The 17380-nt window shown below is 66.9% G+C and carries 16 protein-coding genes, 1 tRNA gene and 1 pseudogene; 6 read left to right on the top strand and 12 right to left on the bottom strand.

The genetic code is table 11. The annotated features are described in order from the left end of the window. Positions 1–43 precede the first annotated feature (43 nt). A complete protein-coding gene (locus EV140_RS04600; protein ID WP_130281521.1) occupies positions 44–679 on the top strand; it encodes an MBL fold metallo-hydrolase in 636 nt (211 codons plus the stop codon). Further along, positions 672–977, top strand: coding sequence for a hypothetical protein (locus EV140_RS04595; RefSeq protein ID WP_130281519.1), 306 nt, complete (start codon positions 672–674; stop codon positions 975–977). The genes EV140_RS04600 and EV140_RS04595 overlap by 8 nt, the downstream gene beginning before the upstream one ends. On the opposite strand, the gene EV140_RS04590 is transcribed toward EV140_RS04595, so the two are convergent. The 3 genes from EV140_RS04590 to EV140_RS04580 are packed head-to-tail and all read right to left on the bottom strand — an operon-like array spanning position 974 to position 2667. Continuing rightward, positions 974–1186: a hypothetical protein gene (locus EV140_RS04590; RefSeq protein ID WP_130281517.1), complete on the bottom strand. Its 213-nt coding sequence runs from the start codon at positions 1184–1186 to the stop codon at positions 974–976. The genes EV140_RS04595 and EV140_RS04590 overlap by 4 nt on opposite strands. Then, complete coding sequence (locus EV140_RS04585) at positions 1179–1709, bottom strand: ASCH domain-containing protein (protein WP_241971294.1); 531 nt, start codon at positions 1707–1709, stop codon at positions 1179–1181. The genes EV140_RS04590 and EV140_RS04585 overlap by 8 nt, the downstream gene beginning before the upstream one ends. A 31-nt stretch (positions 1710–1740) precedes the next feature. After that, positions 1741–2667, bottom strand: coding sequence for a Ppx/GppA phosphatase family protein (locus tag EV140_RS04580; RefSeq protein WP_130281515.1), 927 nt, complete (start codon positions 2665–2667; stop codon positions 1741–1743). 368 nt (positions 2668–3035) lie between these two features. Here EV140_RS04580 and EV140_RS04575 point away from each other — a divergent pair, with 368 nt between their 5' ends. The 3 genes from EV140_RS04575 (at position 3036) to EV140_RS04565 (ending at position 6133) form a co-directional block, all read left to right on the top strand. Next, positions 3036–3578, top strand: a complete 543-nt coding sequence (locus EV140_RS04575; RefSeq protein ID WP_130281513.1) for a type IV toxin-antitoxin system AbiEi family antitoxin domain-containing protein — start codon at positions 3036–3038, stop codon at positions 3576–3578. Positions 3579–3673: 95 nt separating this feature from the next. Then, positions 3674–4399, top strand: a complete 726-nt coding sequence (locus EV140_RS04570) for a nucleotidyl transferase AbiEii/AbiGii toxin family protein (RefSeq protein ID WP_130281511.1) — start codon at positions 3674–3676, stop codon at positions 4397–4399. Positions 4400–4687: 288 nt separating this feature from the next. Then, on the top strand, positions 4688–6133 hold the full coding sequence (locus tag EV140_RS04565) for a plasmid pRiA4b ORF-3 family protein (RefSeq protein WP_198674347.1): 1446 nt from the start codon (positions 4688–4690) through the stop codon (positions 6131–6133). A 334-nt stretch (positions 6134–6467) separates the two neighbouring features. Here EV140_RS04565 and EV140_RS04560 read toward each other — a convergent pair. The 3 genes and pseudogenes from EV140_RS04560 to EV140_RS04550 form a co-directional block, all read right to left on the bottom strand. Next, positions 6468–7175, bottom strand: a pseudogene (locus tag EV140_RS04560) (IS256 family transposase); the annotation flags it as partial. A gap of 425 nt (positions 7176–7600) precedes the next feature. Then, a tRNA-Gln gene (locus tag EV140_RS04555) sits at positions 7601–7672 on the bottom strand. A 58-nt stretch (positions 7673–7730) separates the two neighbouring features. After that, positions 7731–8420 carry a hypothetical protein gene (locus EV140_RS04550; RefSeq protein WP_130281509.1) on the bottom strand — a complete coding sequence of 230 codons (690 nt, stop codon included), beginning with the start codon at positions 8418–8420 and terminating at the stop codon, positions 7731–7733. A 73-nt stretch (positions 8421–8493) separates the two neighbouring features. Here EV140_RS04550 and EV140_RS04545 point away from each other — a divergent pair, with 73 nt between their 5' ends. Further along, positions 8494–9423, top strand: a complete 930-nt coding sequence (locus EV140_RS04545; RefSeq protein ID WP_130281507.1) for a hypothetical protein — start codon at positions 8494–8496, stop codon at positions 9421–9423. 7 nt (positions 9424–9430) lie between these two features. Here the strand turns inward: EV140_RS04545 and gltX are convergent, their stop codons facing one another. From gltX to EV140_RS04515, 6 genes are all read right to left on the bottom strand, one after another. Further along, positions 9431–10930: a glutamate--tRNA ligase gene (gene gltX / locus EV140_RS04540; RefSeq protein ID WP_130281505.1), complete on the bottom strand. Its 1500-nt coding sequence runs from the start codon at positions 10928–10930 to the stop codon at positions 9431–9433. Between the two features lie 12 nt (positions 10931–10942). After that, a complete protein-coding gene (locus EV140_RS04535) occupies positions 10943–12256 on the bottom strand; it encodes an MFS transporter (protein WP_241971293.1) in 1314 nt (437 codons plus the stop codon). 94 nt (positions 12257–12350) lie between these two features. Next, positions 12351–13139, bottom strand: coding sequence for a fumarylacetoacetate hydrolase family protein (locus EV140_RS04530; protein ID WP_130281503.1), 789 nt, complete (start codon positions 13137–13139; stop codon positions 12351–12353). Between the two features lie 86 nt (positions 13140–13225). After that, a complete protein-coding gene (locus tag EV140_RS04525) occupies positions 13226–13726 on the bottom strand; it encodes a hypothetical protein (protein WP_130281501.1) in 501 nt (166 codons plus the stop codon). A 22-nt stretch (positions 13727–13748) separates the two neighbouring features. Beyond that, complete coding sequence (gene typA, locus EV140_RS04520; RefSeq protein ID WP_130281499.1) at positions 13749–15656, bottom strand: translational GTPase TypA; 1908 nt, start codon at positions 15654–15656, stop codon at positions 13749–13751. A gap of 5 nt (positions 15657–15661) precedes the next feature. Beyond that, positions 15662–17341 (bottom strand): dipeptide ABC transporter ATP-binding protein, encoded by a 1680-nt coding sequence (locus EV140_RS04515; protein ID WP_241971292.1) that lies wholly within the window; start codon positions 17339–17341, stop codon positions 15662–15664. Between the last annotated feature and the right edge of the window lie 39 nt (positions 17342–17380).

Genomic DNA, 17380 nt, shown 5'->3' with positions numbered 1-17380 from the left:
GGTCTTCGGGGCGCGTGCGGGGCGCGGGTCTAGGGTGTCGAGCATGAAGCTCACCAAGCGCGAACACGCCTGTTTCACCGTCGATCACGACGGCGCGACCCTCGTCGTCGATCCCGGCTCGTTCACCGCCGGGTTCAGCGTCGAGAACCTCGCCGGCATCGTCGTGACGCACGAACACGCCGACCACGTGACCCCCGAACACCTCGACCGGCTGCTTGCGGGCCGCCCCGAGACTCCCCTGTTCGCGCCTCAGGGGGTCGCGAACGCGCATCCCGGATACGCGTGGCGCGTCGTCGACGGAGGCGACGTCGCGAACGCCGGCCCCTTCGCCCTCGCCTTCTTCGGCGGTCGGCACGCGGTGATTCACCGCTCGATCCCCGTCGTCGACAACGTGGGCGTCATGATCAACGAGACGATTTACTACCCGGGCGACTCGTTCACGGTGCCCGACCGCGAGGTCGACGTGCTCGCCGTGCCGTCGAGCGCCCCGTGGCTGAAGATCGGCGAGGTCATGGACTACCTCGACTCGGTGCGGCCGCGCCGGTCGTTCCCGACACACGAGCGGGTCAACTCCGAGGCGGGTCAGACGATGGCGAACGCCCGCATCGGGCTCGTGACCGAGCAGCACGGCGGCCAGTTCTTCCCGCTCACCGCGGGCGACGAGCTCGAGTGTGACTAACGTGGGCGACGGCAGCCCCGGTCTCGAATCGCGTCGCGAGCGCACGGCCCGCCGCAGTGCGTGGCTGGTCACCGCAGTCGGCGTCGCGGTCACTGCCGTCGGCCTCGCCCAGCCGGTCTCGTTCGGATGGTTTGGGTGGCTGCCGGACGACCAGCAGGTGATCGTAACGACGCCGACCGTCGTTCTGCTGCACCCTGTCACCGCGATCGGCCTCGTCATCTCGATCGCCGCTGGGCTCGCTGCTGCGTACCTCCAGGGCCGGCTACATGGGCGTCGCCGGCGCTGGTGCTCTCTCTAGCGACCGGCGCGAGCCGTGGCGCGACGCCGACGCGTCATCGGGGTCTCGAGCGGCCAGAACGGCAACACCAGCGACAACAGCGCGAAGAGGGGCCAGAGAGACGCGGTCGCGATCGCGGCAACCACACCGGCGAGGGCCACGACGACCGTGATCACGACCAGTACCCGACGAATCACGCGAAGGTTGTCCCGCTTCTGAGCGTCAGCCATACCTAAGAGTAGCTCGCTCACCGTCGCGGTACTCCGGCGGCCACACGACGGTGAAGCGCTCGAGCACGATCTCCTGCTCAGGCGACCATGTGTCGCCACGCGCGGCGGCCGTGCGCCGCCAATAGCGCTCGTGGCCCTCGCGCCAGGTGGCCAGCGTGCGGTCGTCCTCTCCCTCATCGAAGGCGAACCGCGCATCCACCTTGTCGAAGGTCGCTAAGCGGAACTCGGTCGAGCGCATGATGACGCGCGGCGTTCCCCTGCCGTCGCAGGCGATCCAGTGCGAGCCGATGCGCGGCAGTTCCTGCCCCTCGGCGATGAACTCAAGCACCAGCGCGGCCGTCGCCCGCTTGGTGCCGTCGAGCACCAGGCCGAGCAGCTCGTCGGCGAGGGCGGGCGAATCGCCGAAGTACTCGACGACCCACTCCTCCCCGGTCGCCGCCACGGCATCGGGATGCGCGGCCGCGTATTCGGCCCACATCAATTCGGCGGCGGCGCGGTCGGGTTCGGGAAGGCGCTCACTCATTCGGTTGAGGGTAGTGCCCGCGCCGGCCTCGTCAGTCGAGCCCGTCGATGTAGCGCAGCACGAGCCCCTCGCGCAGTGCCCAGGGCGACACCGTCAGCGTCGACACGTCGAACACCTTCATCGCCGTGCGCAAGAGGATCGCGCCGGCGAGGATCTGGTAGCTGCGTTCGGGCGTGATGCCGGGCAGGTACTGGCGCACGTCCGACGGCATCTCGCGCATCGTCGGCTCCCACTCTTTTAGGCCCGCGTAGTGGATCGGAGCGGGTGCCCCCGTTAGCGGATCGGCCGGGCCGCCGACGAGGCGCCCGATCGAGCGAATGGTCTTGGATGTTCCCACCACGCGGGTAGGCGCCGGCCGGTCGGCAAAGATCGCGTCGCGCGCCTCGGTGAAGGCAGCCCGGGCATGCGCCCGCAGGCGCGACACCGCCTCACGTGGCGGCGGGTCGTCGCGGAGAAAGTTGATCGTGGCGCGGCCCGCGCCCAGAGGCAGCGAGACCTGCGCGTCGGGGTACTCGTCGGCGCCCTGCGCGATCTCGAACGAGCCGCCGCCGATGTCGAACAGCAGGATCTCGCCGGCCGACCAGCCGAACCAGCGGCGCACGGCGAGCATCGTGATGCGGGCCTCGTCGTCGCCGGTGAGCACGCGTAGCTCGACGCCCGTCTCACGGGTGATGCGGGCGAGCACCGCATCACCGTTCGCGGCTTCGCGGATCGCCGAGGTGGCCGTCGCCATGACGTCGTCGACGCCGATCTCGGCGACCGTGCGCGCCGCTCCCCCGATTGCCTCCACGAGCATCCGCTGCCCCTCGTCGGTGATGGCGCCGTCGTCGTCGATGAAGCGCATGAGCCGCAGCACCGAGCGCTCCGAGTGGTGGGGCACGGGGCTCGCCCCGGGGTGCGCGTCAACGATGAGCAGGTGGACGGTGTTGGATCCGACGTCGATCACTCCGAGGCGCATGCCCCGAGCGTACGCGGCACGCGGTCGAACTAAAGAAAACCCCCGGTCATCGCGGGGGTCTTGAAAAGCTAGGGCACCTGGACTCGAACCAAGAACAACTGAGAGCCGCCTGTCCGGTCGAAGCCCCGAATCGGCGGAGTTCCCCGTGATTGTGGGGATCTCGTGGGTCGAGTCTACCGCGGGCTACCGACAGCTACGCAGCGACTCGTGTCGATTCGCGCCGCTCGGACGGGTTTCTGGTCACCAATCTGGTCACCTGGCTGGTTCCACGCCAACCTCGCCGAGCAGCGTGTCGCGAACCAGAAGGCTGACTGAACAAACCCTCACACTTCCCGTCACAACACTACCGTTTTCAGTATAGTTGTGACGTGGCGGCTGAGGCGAAGTACCGAGTAGTGGTGCGCGAGATCGCGCTCGACCACTATGGCTACGTCACCACACGGGAAGCAGCGGAGGCCGGGGTCCCGCCGATCGAGCTTCCCAAGCTCGCGGCGCGGGGCGGAGTCGAGAACGTTGCCTACGGCCTATACCGCGTGGCTGACATCCCTCCAACGCCCTACGACCAGTACGCAGAAGCGCTACTTCGGGTCGGAGAGGATGCGTATCTGCATGGCGAATCCGTCCTGGCACTGTTCGGTCTCGCCGACGTGAATCCGCAGCAGGTGAGGGTCGCGGTCCCCCGCCGTGCCAGGCCGCGGCTTCCTGCCTACATTGAGTTGACTCAGGTCGCTCCTGGCGCACGCACCACCTTCTATGAGGATCTTCGGGCACAGCCGGTCGCCGACGCACTTATCGAGTGCCGCGGTCGCATCCAGGGCGAACGGCTCCTGTCGGCAGCCAAGCAGGCGAGAGCAGAGGGTCTCCTGACGACCGCCGAATGGCAACACGTGCGAAAGGAACTCCAGCGCTGAGCTATGACACGCCGCCGCCGAATCTCCGCTCTCTGGAGCAACGGATCCGCAATCTCGAAGGAGACGAAGGACTCGCTTCTCGTCGGCGTGTGGGGATGGCGCTGGTCGTCGTCGGGCAGATGCTGCCCGGCGGCGCTGTCAAAGGCGGAAGTGCGATGGCGCTGCGTTTCGGTCGCGGCACTCGATTCACGAGGGATCTCGATGCGGCCAGACGTGGGCCTCTGAATCAGTTCCGCAGCGATTTCGAGGAGTCTCTCGCCGCGGGATGGGCGGGATTCACCGGTCGGCTCATCGAAAAGCAAGCACCGCGCCCCACGGGAGTGCCGACCGCGTACGTCATGCGGCCGTTCGAGGTGAAGCTCGACTACCGGAGTCGCCCATGGTGCACGGTCGCCTTCGAGCTGGGCTACAACGAGATCGGTGACGCGGAAGAGCCCGACTACCGGCTTGCGCACGACCTCGCGGAACTTTTTGCCGAGGTCGGCATCGAAGCGCCCCGGCCGGTTCCTGTTCTGCGGGCAGATCACCAGATCGCGCAGAAGCTTCACGCGCTTTCGGCAGCAGGAAGCGAGCGGGCACACGACCTGGTCGATCTTCAGATTCTCGAGGCTCGTGAACCGGTGGATCTGTCGTTGACCAGGGCGACGTGTACGAGGCTCTTCGAATATCGACGTCAGCAGACATGGCCGCCACGCATAGCCGCCGGAGATCGTTGGGAGACCCTTTACGAGGAAGCAGCCGACGGCCTCGACGTCCTGGCAACGGTCGATGACGCGATCATCTGGGTCAACGAACTCATCGCACGCATCGCGCAGAGCTGATTCCTCAACCTCCCAGCAATCGATCGAACTCCACCGGCGTTTCGCCGGAGCCGAACTCGACAGTCGTCAAACGCGCTGCTTGCGCGCGGCGAGGAAGCGCTCAACCCTCTCAGAGCGAGTGACGCCGATCGGGATCGGCTCCCTTCTATCGCGCCGCCTCTGGCCTGGCGGGGTGCGCCCCAGTAAAGGCTTCCCTCCCCCAGCAGTTCGGAGGGGAGCATCCGCTGAGCCAGAATTGTTCGTGATGCTGCGTTGTCAATCGAGGCGCACGGAACCGGGAGAGTACGTATGGCGGCTGAGAGCTGCGGGGCGGCAGGCATTCAGAAGTTCATTGATCACATCCGGGCGAGCGCGATGTCGGTTCAGCCGGGTGATTCGTTCGACGCGGGAGGCCTGGACGACCTCCGGCGGCGTCCCGAGCCGCAACTCCTCCCCGTCCCATCGATGGTGCGGGGCTTCCGCATCCGCATCGATTTACAGCGCACGAAGCCGCCGGTGTGGCGACGCATCGAAGTGCCCGGCGACATTCTCCTCCCGCGGCTACACGAGGCGATCCAGGCGGCAATGGGATGGACCGACACCCACCTGCACCGCTTCCGCACGAGCAATGACCGGAACCCTCCCGAGTTCCTCACGCAGTTCGATCTCGACGAAGGCGATGAAGGGATGCTCGAAGACGACGTACGTCTCGATCAGGTCATCGCCGACGAGGGCGACCGGCTCTGGTACGACTACGACTTCGGAGACAACTGGAATCACCTCCTGCGCGTCGAGAAGGTGCTCGACAGTCCTCCTTCGGCTCCGGTGTGCGTCGGCGGGAAGCTCGCGTGCCCGCCAGAGGACTGCGGCGGCGTCTGGGGCTACGCTGAGCTCGCCGATTGGGTGCGCAGCGACTACGACGACGCCCTCCGCCCCGAGGCGTTCGAGAACGCAACGGAAGGGCACGCCTGGTTGCTCGACAGTTGGCACCCCGATGTCTTCGACATCGATGGGGCGAACGAACTGATCGCCGCGGTCACCGCAGAGCCAATCCCGGTCGTCGAGGAACTCGAGTCTCTGCTCGCACTCGCACGTAACCGCGGCGCACGCGGCCTGCGCAACGCGCTCGCTCATCCCTCCGCTGCCCGTGTGACCGATATCAGCACCGACGAGGCCGCCGATCTGACTGAGCCGTTCCGTGTGCTGCTCGACGCCGTCGGGGACGGCGTGGCGCTCACCAGCGCCGGGTATCTGAAGCCCGCCGCCGTCGAGCAGATCGCACACCGCACAGGCATCACCGAATGGTGGATCGGCAAGGCCAACCGCGAAGACCTCACCTGGCCCGTCTGGGAACTCCGCGCCACGGCGCGAGCACTGGGGCTCGTGTCAGTGCGCAAGGGCCGTATCGCTCCGACTCAGGCCATCGCAAGACGCCGAGACGACCCGCAGACGATCCTGCGACACATCACCGGCCGGCTTCCGCTCGGAACGACCCCCGCCGAGCGACACGCCGGGTGGATGGCACTCGCCGTCGCCGCGAACCAGACTACCGCTGAACTGTGGGAAGCGAGCATCAGCGAACTCCTCTTCGACCTCGGCTGGCACGACCGCGCAGACCCCTACCGTGCACCCTTCCCCGGCAGCCCCACGCTCGACGCGCTTAATCTGCTCGCGGGAGCGACGCGGGCGAACTGGCGACCCAAGGGCGTGAACGCCGCCGTCGCAGCCATCGCCCGGGCCGTGATACGGGCCTGACCGTCTGATCACCGGATCGGCTGCGGTCAGGTCCGACAGAAACCGTTACAGATTCAGCCTACCTGCAGCGGATTCTGTCAGCTCGCACGGCGTGCGTGGTTCTGCAGGTCGAGGTATGCGCGCCATGCGGCGTTCTCTCGCGTGGGCCGACTCATCGGTCACTCGCCACATCGAGCGCAGCATGCATCGGCCCGAACGTCCCCAGCGCCTCCGCGTGGTCCAGCAGCAGCGCCGGTTTCGATCTCGGTGCTGCCAAGCACCGGTGAAGCGCGGCGTGCGCGATCGGTTCGCCAAGGCGTTTCCGAAATCTCATGAGATCCACCACCGTCCTCGCCGCGTCGTAGATGCGCACTGGCTCCCCGGCCACGTCCCGTTGAGTGGTGGTCTTCAAGGAACGCAGGAACGCTTTCCAGAACTCCTCTGTTTCGCTGTCTCCGACATCGAAGCCGAGCACCTGCCGGTGCCCGTCAGCGGTGATCCCGATCGCGATGACAACCGCTTGGGACACCACCCGCCCATCGATGCGGACCTTGCTGTAGGTGGCGTCCAGGAACACGTACGGATAGGTGGCCTCTGACAGGGAACGGTCACGGAACGCCGCAACCTGCGCGTCAAGGCCGGAGCAGATGCGCGACACCTCGGACTTCGAAATGCCAGTGTCCGCGCCGAGCGCCTTGACCAGATCGTCGACCTTTCGAGTCGAAACGCCGTGCAGGTAGGCCTCCATCACCACGGCGAACAGCGCCTGATCGACCCGACGGCGACGCTCCCACAGCGACGGGAAGAATGACCCCTGCCGCAGTTTCGGGATCCGCAACTCCAGATCCCCCGCCGTGGTCGACAGGGTGCGAAGCCTCGCCCCGTTACGGGTTGCTGTGCGCTCGGCGGTGCGCTCGTACGGTTCGGCGCCGATCACCGACGCGGCCTCGGCGTCGATGAGTTCTTGGTAGAGCCGCTCGGTCATCTGACGGATCCGGTCGGTGGTGTCGGTGAGTTTCAGCTCGGCGAGCAGCTGAAGCAGGGCAGACTGATTGAGGGCCATCGTGCGATCTCCTATCGTGAGTAACTTGGTCGTTCTCACTGGCCGTCGCACGGTGGCCCCTCACGTCAACGACACGACGCTCAGGACCCGAAAATCCACCACTCCACGGGACTCAGGCCAGAAGGAAGTGCACGTTCCTCAACGGGCCGGTTGAGCATCTAGCAGAACAACCAAGTCCAGTTCAACGTCAAGAGACCCTGCGGCAAGGGCGCCGCCGATCGATCAACTGGAAGCAGCAATTCGAACGGAGTATTGGATGCCATAAAGCCGCACCTGCCGCGAACACAGAAGCGACTGATCGCCATAGTTCGGGTGTTGGCCTAGTTGGGATAGTGCACGTGTAGTGCACGGAAGCCCATACTGACGAGCACCCCTCCGGAACGTTCATGCAAGAAACCCCCGGTCAGCCGGGGGCTTCAGAAGAGCTGGGGTACCTGGACTCGAACCAAGAACAACTGAACCAGAATCAGCCGTGTTGCCAATTACACCATACCCCACCGGCCCCGCCAGAGACGGAGCCAGAAGGCCCGCCCGGAGGCGAACCGAGTAGCGAGTTTACCCTACCGGCGGAGTGACGATGAACGTCGCGAAACAGACGGCGCTCGGCCCGCAGACGATCTCGGCCGAGATGGGAAGCCCGAGCGCTGTGCCCGGTTCCGTGACAATCACCCCGTCCGTTCCCGTCTCTTGAGCCTCGAGAATCAGGTCAAGTAACTGCTGTTGGCTCGGGGCGTCAAACCCGTACTGCGTACCGCGGGTCTCGACGAATGCCTGAACGTCGCGATACAGCCCGGCCCAGGGGTCGAACCCCGCGGGCTGCACCTCAATGCGCGTCAGTGCACCACCCTCGGTCACCAGCGTGAACTGGTCGGTTGATATGCGCACGCCCTGGGTGTCTCCCTCGCCCGTGACGAGCAGGGCAAGGCGGTAGTGAAGGTTCTGCACGTGCGGCCCGACGGTGGTGGTGCCGTCAGCAGGCAACCCGATCGCGGCCGCATCGACCGGCGGGTCGGCCAGGTTGATGCGCGGAAGCCGCTCGCGCCCGATGAACTCTTGCCCCTCCTCGGTGAAGACCGAGAAGTTCAGGTCATCGACCTGGCCCGGCTCGGGCGGTGGCGGGCCGTCGGCGAATTGCGGCACATAGACCAGCGCAACCAGCACCGCCGCGACGATGGCGAGCGACAACACGACTGCGGGCACCCAGGCGAGCCAGGGCCAACGGCGGTGCGGTTTCAGGTCAGACACTCGCTCAACTCTGCCAGACAACCGGGGGCAGTATGCGCAACTCCTCCCACCTGGCGGCAGTACGGTGGAGGCTGTGAGCACCGCCCCCGCCCGTCCGCGTCGTCGCACGCTGCTCTGGCTCATCCCCGTGGCGCTCATCACCGGAATCGCCATCATCGCGCTCGCGCGGTGGCTGCGCCTCGACCCGGCGGTCGCGTCATTCATCGCCACCTACCCCGGCACCTACGCTCCCCCGCCCGGCACTCCCGAGGGCTACCCCGGTTGGCTCAGCTGGACCCACTTCTTGAACGGGTTCTTCCTGCTGTTCATCGTGAGCTCGGGCCTGCACATTCGCTCGAAGACGCGGCCGATCGCGTTCTGGACACGCCGCGTGCGCGAGCGCGACACGCGCCGCCCGACGAGGCTGAGCATCCACACCTGGTGGCACCTGGTCGTCGTGGTCGGCTGGCTCGCCGTCGGCCTCGTCTACGTCGTGCTCCTTGCCGTCAGTGGGCACTGGATGCGGCTGATCCCCACCGACTGGGCCGTCGTGCCGAACGCGCTGTCGGGTGCGCTGCAGTACGCGTCGCTGGATGTGCCCCGCAACGACAGCTGGGTGTCGTACAACTCGCTGCAGCAACTCGCCTACGCCTCGACCGTCGTTGTCGCCGCCCCACTCGCGCTCGCGACCGGCCTGCGGCTGTCGCCGCTCTGGCCAGAAAAATGGATGCGCGCCCACGGCCCGCTCTCAGACACCTGGGCCCGTCAGACCCACCGCTTCGTGCTGTGGTTCTACATTGCCTTCACGATCGTGCACACGGGCCTCGTGCTCGGCACTGGCGCGACGCTCGGCCTCAACAAGATGTATGCGGGGCTGAACGACGGTGAGTCGCCGCTCGGCTGGATCCTGTTCGCCGCCTCGCTCGCCGTCATGGCGGCGGCGTGGGTGCTGCTGCGCCCGCCGGCTCAGGTCGCCCTCGCCTCGACGACCGGCGACGTACGCCGGATGCCCGCGACCCGCTAACCCCCGGCTACAGCGATGAGCGCAGCGCCCGCAGGCGGGCTAGCGTCGAGTCTTCGCCGAGCAGCTCCATCGACTCGAACAGTGGCGGGCTGACCCGGCGCCCCGACACGGCGACGCGCAGCGGCCCGAACGCGAGGCGCGGCTTCAGCCCCAGCCCGTCGATGAGGGCGGCGCGCAGAGCGGCCTCGATCGGTTCGGGGGTGAAGTCGTCGAGCGACTCGAGGGCGGTGATTCCGGCGTCGAGAACGGCCGCAGCGTCGGCGCCCAGCGAGGCACGAGCATCCGATTCGATGTCGAGGTCGGCGTCGTCGGTGAAGAGGAAGGCAACGAGGCCCGGCACCTCACCGAGCAGCGTCACGCGCTCCTGGACGAGCGGGGCGACGCGGGTGAGCAGCGCGCGCTCGCTCGGGCGCGGCACGTCGTTGAACAGGCCGGCTCCAGTGCAATACGGGATGCTGCGCTCAACGAAGTCGTCGATCGCCAGCTTCCGTACGTGGTCGCCGTTGATCGCCTCGGCCTTCTTCACGTCGAAGCGGGCGGGGTTCGGGTTCACGTTCGCCACGTCGAAGGCGGCCACCATCTCGTCCATCGTGAAGACGTCGCGGTCGTGGGTGAGCGACCAGCCGAGCAGCGAGAGGTAGTTGAGCAGGCCCTCGCGGATGAAGCCGCGGTCGCGGTGGTGGAACAGGTTCGACTCGGGGTCGCGCTTCGACAGCTTCTTGTTGCCCTCGCCGGTGACGTACGGCAGGTGGCCGAAGCGCGGAATCGCGGTGGCCACTCCGATGTCAATGAGTGCGTGGTACAGCGCGATCTGGCGCGGCGTCGACGACAGCAGATCTTCTCCGCGTAGCACGTGGGTGATGCCCATGAGCGCGTCGTCGACGGGGTTCACGAACGTGTAGAGCGGGGCGCCGTTCGGGCGCACGACGACGAAGTCGACGAAGCTGCCCTTCGGGAACGTGATTTCGCCGCGCACCAGGTCGTCGAAGCTGAGGTCGCTGTCGGGCACGCGCAAGCGCAGCGCGGGCTCGCGGCCCTCGGCGCGGTAGGCGGCCTTCTGCTCGTCGGTGAGCTCGCGCTCCCAGTTGTCGTAGCCCTGCTTCGGGTCGCGGCCGAGCTCGATGTTCTTCTGCTCGATCTCCTCTCCCGTCATGAAGCTCTCGTAGAGGTGCCCGGCCTCGACCAGCTGGTCGATGATGCCGCGATAGATGTCCCCGCGCTGCGACTGACGGTACGGCCCGTGCGGCCCGCCCGTCTCGACGCCCTCGTCCCAGTCGAGGCCGAGCCAGCGCAGGGCATCGAGCACCTGGTGGTAGCTCTCCTCGCTGTCGCGAGCGGCATCGGTGTCTTCGATGCGGAATACGAAGGTGCCGCCCGTGTGGCGCGCGTACGCCCAGTTGAACAGCGCCGTGCGGATCAGCCCGACGTGGGGCGTTCCGGTCGGCGAGGGGCAGAAGCGAACGCGCACATCGGCGCCGGAAGCGGTGGTGAAGGCGGGGGTCGTCATGGCCGCTCCAGCCTACCGGCGGGGCGCTGCCGTGCCCGCCGCTGCCGGCGCTCCCGATCGCGCTCCCGCCCGCGGCGTCGCCATCAGCAGCACGACGACGACGACGACCAGCGCGAGCGCGGCGAACGACAGCCCCGAGTAGCCGATCAGCGACAGCACGACGCCCGACAGCGCGCCCGCCGCAGCCCCGCTGCCGCTCATGACGAGGTCGCTGCGGCCCTGCAGCACGGTGCGCCGAGCGGGGGGAGCCGACTCGGTGAGCAGCGCCGAGCCGGCGACCGTCGCGGCGCTCCAGCCGAGCCCAAGCAAGATCAGCCCGACAACAACCCACGCCTCACTCTCGCTGCCGAGCGCCGTCGACAGCAGGCTCGCCACGAGCAGCACCTGGCCGATCAGAATCGTCACCCAGCGGCCGAACCGGTCGCTCAGAATGCCGAAGACGGGCGCGAGCGCGTACATGCCCGCGATGTGCAGGCTGATCGTGAAGCCGACGATCACGAGGCTCGCACCGTGGTCGGTCAAGTGCACGGGCGTCATCGCCATGACCGCGACCATCGTCGCGTGACTGAGGGCGATCGCGACGAACGCGAGGCGCACGCCGGCCGGGTCGCCCGCCGCGACCGGCGGCGACGCCGATGAACCGGATGCTCGCGCGGCATCGCTCGCCCGCTGCGCGTCCCAGCGCGCCGCGACCCGCAGCGGGTCGGGCCGCAGAAGCAGCACGTACAGCACGGCCGCGCTCAGCTGGGCGATCGCCGTAAACACGAAGGCTCCTGACAACGGAGGCAGCCCCAGCCACGAGCCGAGCGACTCCCCCGGCCCGATCAGGTTCGGGCCACTCACCGCGCCGATCGTGGTCGCCCAGACGACGAGGGAGAGATCGCGACCGCGCGTGGCGTCGGCGGCGAGGTCGGCCGCGGCAAACCGCGACTGCAGGTTCACGGCGGTGCCAACGCCGATGGAGGCGAGCGCGACGAGCAGCAGCGGAAACCAGCCGAGCGCGGCCGACGCGATGGCGAGCATTCCGCCAACGGCAGCAACGGTGGCGCCCGTCGCGAGCGCCGGGGCGCGGCCCGCACGGCCGGCAAGACGCGCGAGCGGCACGGCCGCGAGGGCGGCGCCAAGCGTCGCCATTGTGGCTGCCATGCCCGAGAGCGCGGGGGTTCCCGACACCTCGGCCGCGAGCAACGCGCCGAGCGACAGCGTCGAGCCCATACCCAGCCCCGCCAGCACCTGCCCGGCCATGAGCGTGCCTCGCACGCGACGCTGCAGTCGCGCCACCTCTGACGCGGTCAACGCCGTGTCGACGGATGCGGGGGTGGTCACGCGCGCGAGTCTACGCCCGGCGCGATACCCCGGCCCGTCTCACCAGCGCACCGCCTGCCGCACGTCGTCGACCAGCGGCGCAACGCCGCGAAACCTACGCGTCGACGCGGTCGTCGCGGTTCTTCGCCGGGTTCGACAGGCGACCGAGGCCCTCGATCTGAATCTCGACAGTCTGCCCGTCGAGGAAGCCGCCGAGCCCGTCGGGCGTACCGGTGAGGATCACGTCGCCCGGCAGCAGGGTCCAGACGTCGGAAATGAACTCGATGAGCTCGGGGATGCCGAACACGAGGTCGGCCGTGTTGCCCTTGCGGCGCAGCTCGCCGTCGACGAACGTCTCGATCTCGAGGTTCGTCGGGTCGATGTCGGTCTCGATGTAGGGGCCGAGCGGGCAGAAGGTGTCGTAGCCCTTCGCACGCGCCCACTGACCGTCGGCGAACATGACGTCGCGCGCCGAGACGTCGTTCGCGATCGTGTAGCCGAACACGACGCTCTGCCAGTCGTCGCGCTTGACGCGCTTGGCGACCGAACCGATCACGATGGCGAGCTCGCCCTCGTGCACAATGCGTCCCTCAACCGGCGGCAGGATGATCGGGTCGCCAGGGCCCACCACCGCGGTGTTGGGCTTCAGGAAGATGAGCGGGTTCTTCAGCCCGTCGTGCCCCATCTCTTTGGCGTGCGCTGCGTAGTTCATGCCCACGCAGATCACCTTCGACCGCGGGATGACCGGGGCCAGGATGCGCGCGTCAGCAAGCGGGACGCGCTCGCCGGTCGTGTCGTATCCGTGGAACATCGGGTCGCCCGTGAGGACGACCAGCTCTTCGCCATCGAGGATGCCGTAGCGAGGGTCAGAGACCTCGGCCGTAGCGAAACGCGCGATCTTCACGGCGAGAGCCTACCCTTCGAACTCGAAAACTTGATGCAGACGTATATATACAGTGCGTTGATGCAGACGTATATATACAGTGCGCGCTACTGGGGCGTCACGACGTAGGTCGCCGTGACCTCACCCTGCGCGTCGGTCGCGACCGAGAGGTCGACGCGGTACTCGGCCGACGTGAAGGCGCCGTAGCCGCTCGTGGCGTCGCTCGAGACTCCGCTCGCCGTGAAGCCCGCGTCTTCCAGCGCGCCCTGTGCGCCCGCGAAGGCACCGGCGTCGTCAAGACGCGTGCGCACGACCCAGCCGGAACCCTCGGGCCCGGCCCCACCGCCCAGCACCTCACCCACGAGCGGAATGCCCTGCGGGAAGCTCGACGGTACCGAGCCGTCGGTCGTCAGCTCGACACCGCCCAGCACATCGCCCACGAGGCCGCGAATCTCTTCGTCGATGCCCGAGGTGATCTGCTCGACTCCCTGACCGACCAGCCCCTCGACGAGGTTGTCGATCGGCGTTCCTGTGCTGCAGGCGCTCGCGCCGAGCGCGATCGTCGCGGCAAGGGCGGCAACGGCAAGGGGACGACGGTGGACGACCATGGGGGGCTCCTTCGGGCGGGACTTAGGCGTTCTGGCGCTTCAGACGGCTGGTCGCACGAGCGCGCAGCGTCTGGTCGAGCTCGACCTTGCGAATGCGCACGATCTCAGGCGTGACCTCGACACACTCATCTTCGCACGCGAACTCTAGGCATTCCTCGAGAGTGAGCTGGCGGGGAGGCGTGAGTCGCTCCAGTTCTTCCGCCGTCGACGAGCGAATGTTGTTGAGCTTCTTCTCTTTGGTGATGTTGACGTCCATGTCGTCGGCGCGCGAGTTCTCGCCGACGACCATGCCCTCGTAGACCTCTTCGGTCGGCTTGACGAAGAACGTCATGCGCTCCTGCAGCGCCATCATGGCGTTCGTCGTCACGACGCCCTGGCGGTCGGCCACGATCGAGCCGTTGTTGCGGGCCACGATGGACCCGGCCCACGGCTCGTAGCCGTGGGCGATGGCGTTTGCGATGCCGGTGCCGCGGGTCGTGGTGAGGAACTCGGTGCGGAAGCCGATGAGGCCACGGCTCGGCACAAGGAACTCCATACGCACCCAGCCGGTGCCGTGGTTCGTCATGCCCTCCATGCGGCCGCGGCGGGCGGCGAGCAGCTGAGTGATCGCGCCGAGGTACTCCTCCGGCGCGTCGATCGTGAGCGCCTCGAACGGCTCGTGCAGCTTGCCGTCGATCGTCTTCGTCACGACCTGGGGCTTGCCGACCGTGAGCTCGAAGCCCTCACGGCGCATGTTCTCGACGAGGATCGCGAGGGCGAGCTCACCGCGGCCCTGAACCTCCCACGCGTCGGGGCGACCGATGTCGACGACGCGTATCGAGACGTTACCGATCAGTTCGCGGTCGAGGCGGTCCTTCACCATGCGTGCGGTGAGCTTGTGACCCTTCACCTTGCCGACGAGCGGGCTCGTGTTCGTGCCGATCGTCATCGAGATGGCGGGCTCGTCGACCGTGATGGCCGGAAGCGGACGCACATCGTCGGGGTCGGCGATCGTCTCGCCGATGGTGATGTCTTCGATTCCGGCGATCGCGACGATGTCTCCCGCCATGGCCGACTCGGCCGGGAAGCGGTCGAGCGCCTTCGTCTTCAGCAGCTCGGTGATGCGCATGTTCTGGTGGCTGCCGTCGTGGCGCACCCACGCGACCTGCTGGCCCTTCTTCAGCGTGCCGTTGAAGATGCGCAAGAGCGCGATACGACCGAGGAACGGCGACGCGTCGAGGTTCGTCACGTGCGCCTGCAGCGGATGCTCGTCGTCGTAGGTCGGCGCCGGAATGTGCTCGAGGATCGCCTCGAACAGCGGCTCGAGGTCGTCGTTGTCGGGCAGCGAGCCGTCGGCGGGGCGGGTGCGGCTCGCCGCGCCGGCGCGGCCGGAGGCGTAGATGACCGGCAGGTCGAGGATCGCGTCGACGTCGAGGTCGGGCACCTCGTCTTGCAGGTCGCTCGCGAGGCCGAGGAGCAGGTCGTGCGTTTCCTCCTCGACAGCCTCGATGCGCGCATCCGGTCGGTCGGTCTTGTTGACGAGCAGGATGACCGGAAGCTTCGCCGCAAGCGCCTTGCGCAGCACGAAGCGGGTCTGCGGTAGGGGTCCTTCGCTGGCATCAACCAGCAGGACGACGCCATCGACCATGCTGAGGCCGCGCTCGACCTCACCGCCGAAGTCGGCGTGGCCCGGCGTGTCGATCACGTTGATCGTGATTTCTTGCCCACCCGAATGCTTGCCGGTGTAGGTGACCGCCGTGTTCTTGGCGAGGATCGTGATGCCCTTTTCGCGCTCGAGGTCATTCGAGTCCATCGCGCGCTCTTCGACGTGCGCGTGCGCAGCGAACGAGTCGGTTTGGCGAAGCATGGCGTCGACCAGGGTGGTCTTGCCGTGGTCAACGTGGGCAACAATCGCCACGTTACGCAGGTCGGAGCGGGTGGCGAGCGCCATAAAAATTAGTCCTTGGTGGCTTGGCGGCTCTCACGACGCTCGCGCTGCGCTACCGGGTCGGGAAGCGGCACGGCGGCGATGAGGCGCTGAGTGTATGGGTCTTGCGGGTTGCGCAGAATCTGATCGCGCGGGCCCTGCTCGACCAGCTTACCCCGGTGCATGACCGCAATGCGGTGCGCGAGCATATCGACGACCGCGAGGTCGTGGCTGATGAACAGACAGGCGAACTGCAATTTCTGCTGCAGGTCCTGCAAGAGGTCGAGGAATCGGGCCTGAACCGAGACGTCAAGCGCGCTCGTTGGCTCGTCGGCGACCAGCAGCTCGGGAGCGAGAGCGAGAGCGCGGGCGATGCCGACGCGCTGACGCTGACCGCCCGACAGCTCGTGTGGGTAGCGATTTCGGTAGCTGGTCGGAAGCTCTACCGAGGTCAGCAAGTCTTGTACGCGCTTATCAAGCTGCTTCCCGCTCGCCTCGCCAGCTAGCAAGAGCGGTTCACCAATTGACTCACCGATCGGCATGCGCGGGTTGAGGCTCGACCCCGGGTCTTGGAAGACGATGCCGGCCTTTCGGCGCAGCGGACGCAATTGCTTTGCGTTTGCCGTCGAGATGTCAATGCCTGCCGAGATAAGCGTACCTTCGGCGATCGGCAGGAGACCCACAGCAGCGCGTCCAAGGGTCGTTTTGCCGGAGCCTGATTCCCCGACCAAGCCAACGATCTCGCCCGGGTACACCTCAAGGTTAATGGCGTCGGCGGCGCGGAACGCAGGGACTCGACCCCGCTTCGGGTACTCGATCGCGACGTCGACAAACGACAGAACCGGCGCCTCTCCCGCGCGGTCGATGACGGCAGAGCCTGCTTCGGTGTCGCCCTGCCCCAGATGCGGTACCGATGAGAGAAGTGAGTGCGTGTAGGGGTCCTGGGGCGCCGTGAAAACCTGCAGAGCAGTACCCTGCTCAACGACTTTCCCATCCTTCATGACCATCATCGAGTCGGCGAGGTCCGCAACCACACCCATGTCGTGCGTGATCAAGAGGATCGCCGAATCAAGCCGCGATCGGAGATTACGGAGAAGCTCGAGTATCTCGGCTTGCACTGTGACGTCGAGTGCAGTGGTCGGTTCGTCGGCAATCAGCAGGACCGGATCACATGAGATTGCTTGCGCAATCATTGCGCGCTGCCTCTGACCGCCAGAAAGCTGGTGCGGGTATTTATTGAACGCTGTCGCCGGCTCAGGCATTTCGACCTTGGTGAGCAGCTCAATCGCCCGCTCCTTCGCCGCGGCTGGCGTCATGTCGAAATGGGTACGAAGCGTTTCGACCAGTTGGAAACCAACCGTATACACCGGGTTCAGGGCAGTCATAGGCTCCTGGAAGATGACGGCTATCTGGTTGCCCCGCACCTTTCGCAAGTCTCGCTCGCGCAAACCGTTCAACTCGCGACCCAGCAATTGAATCGAGCCCGTGACCCGCGCGGTAGGGGGCAACAGACCGAGTAGCGCCATCGAGCTCGAACTTTTTCCCGAGCCGGATTCCCCCACGATAGCCAACACTTCGCCCCTCTTGACGGAGTAGGTCATGCCAGTGGCTGCCGGGTAGTACTGCCCGTCGACCCAGAAGTCCACGCCGAGCTCACGAACCTCGAGCACAGCTTCTCTCTGATCAACGGCGGGGCTGGTGGTGCTCACGATTCTTCCTTAGTGGAGTGTCGGCGGGAGAGGTTCTGG

Origin of the sequence: Microcella alkaliphila, from assembly GCF_004216855.1 — a bacterium.
In the GTDB taxonomy this organism is placed as follows: domain Bacteria; phylum Actinomycetota; class Actinomycetes; order Actinomycetales; family Microbacteriaceae; genus Microcella; species Microcella alkaliphila.
This window is presented reverse-complemented; position numbering and strand designations above follow the sequence as displayed.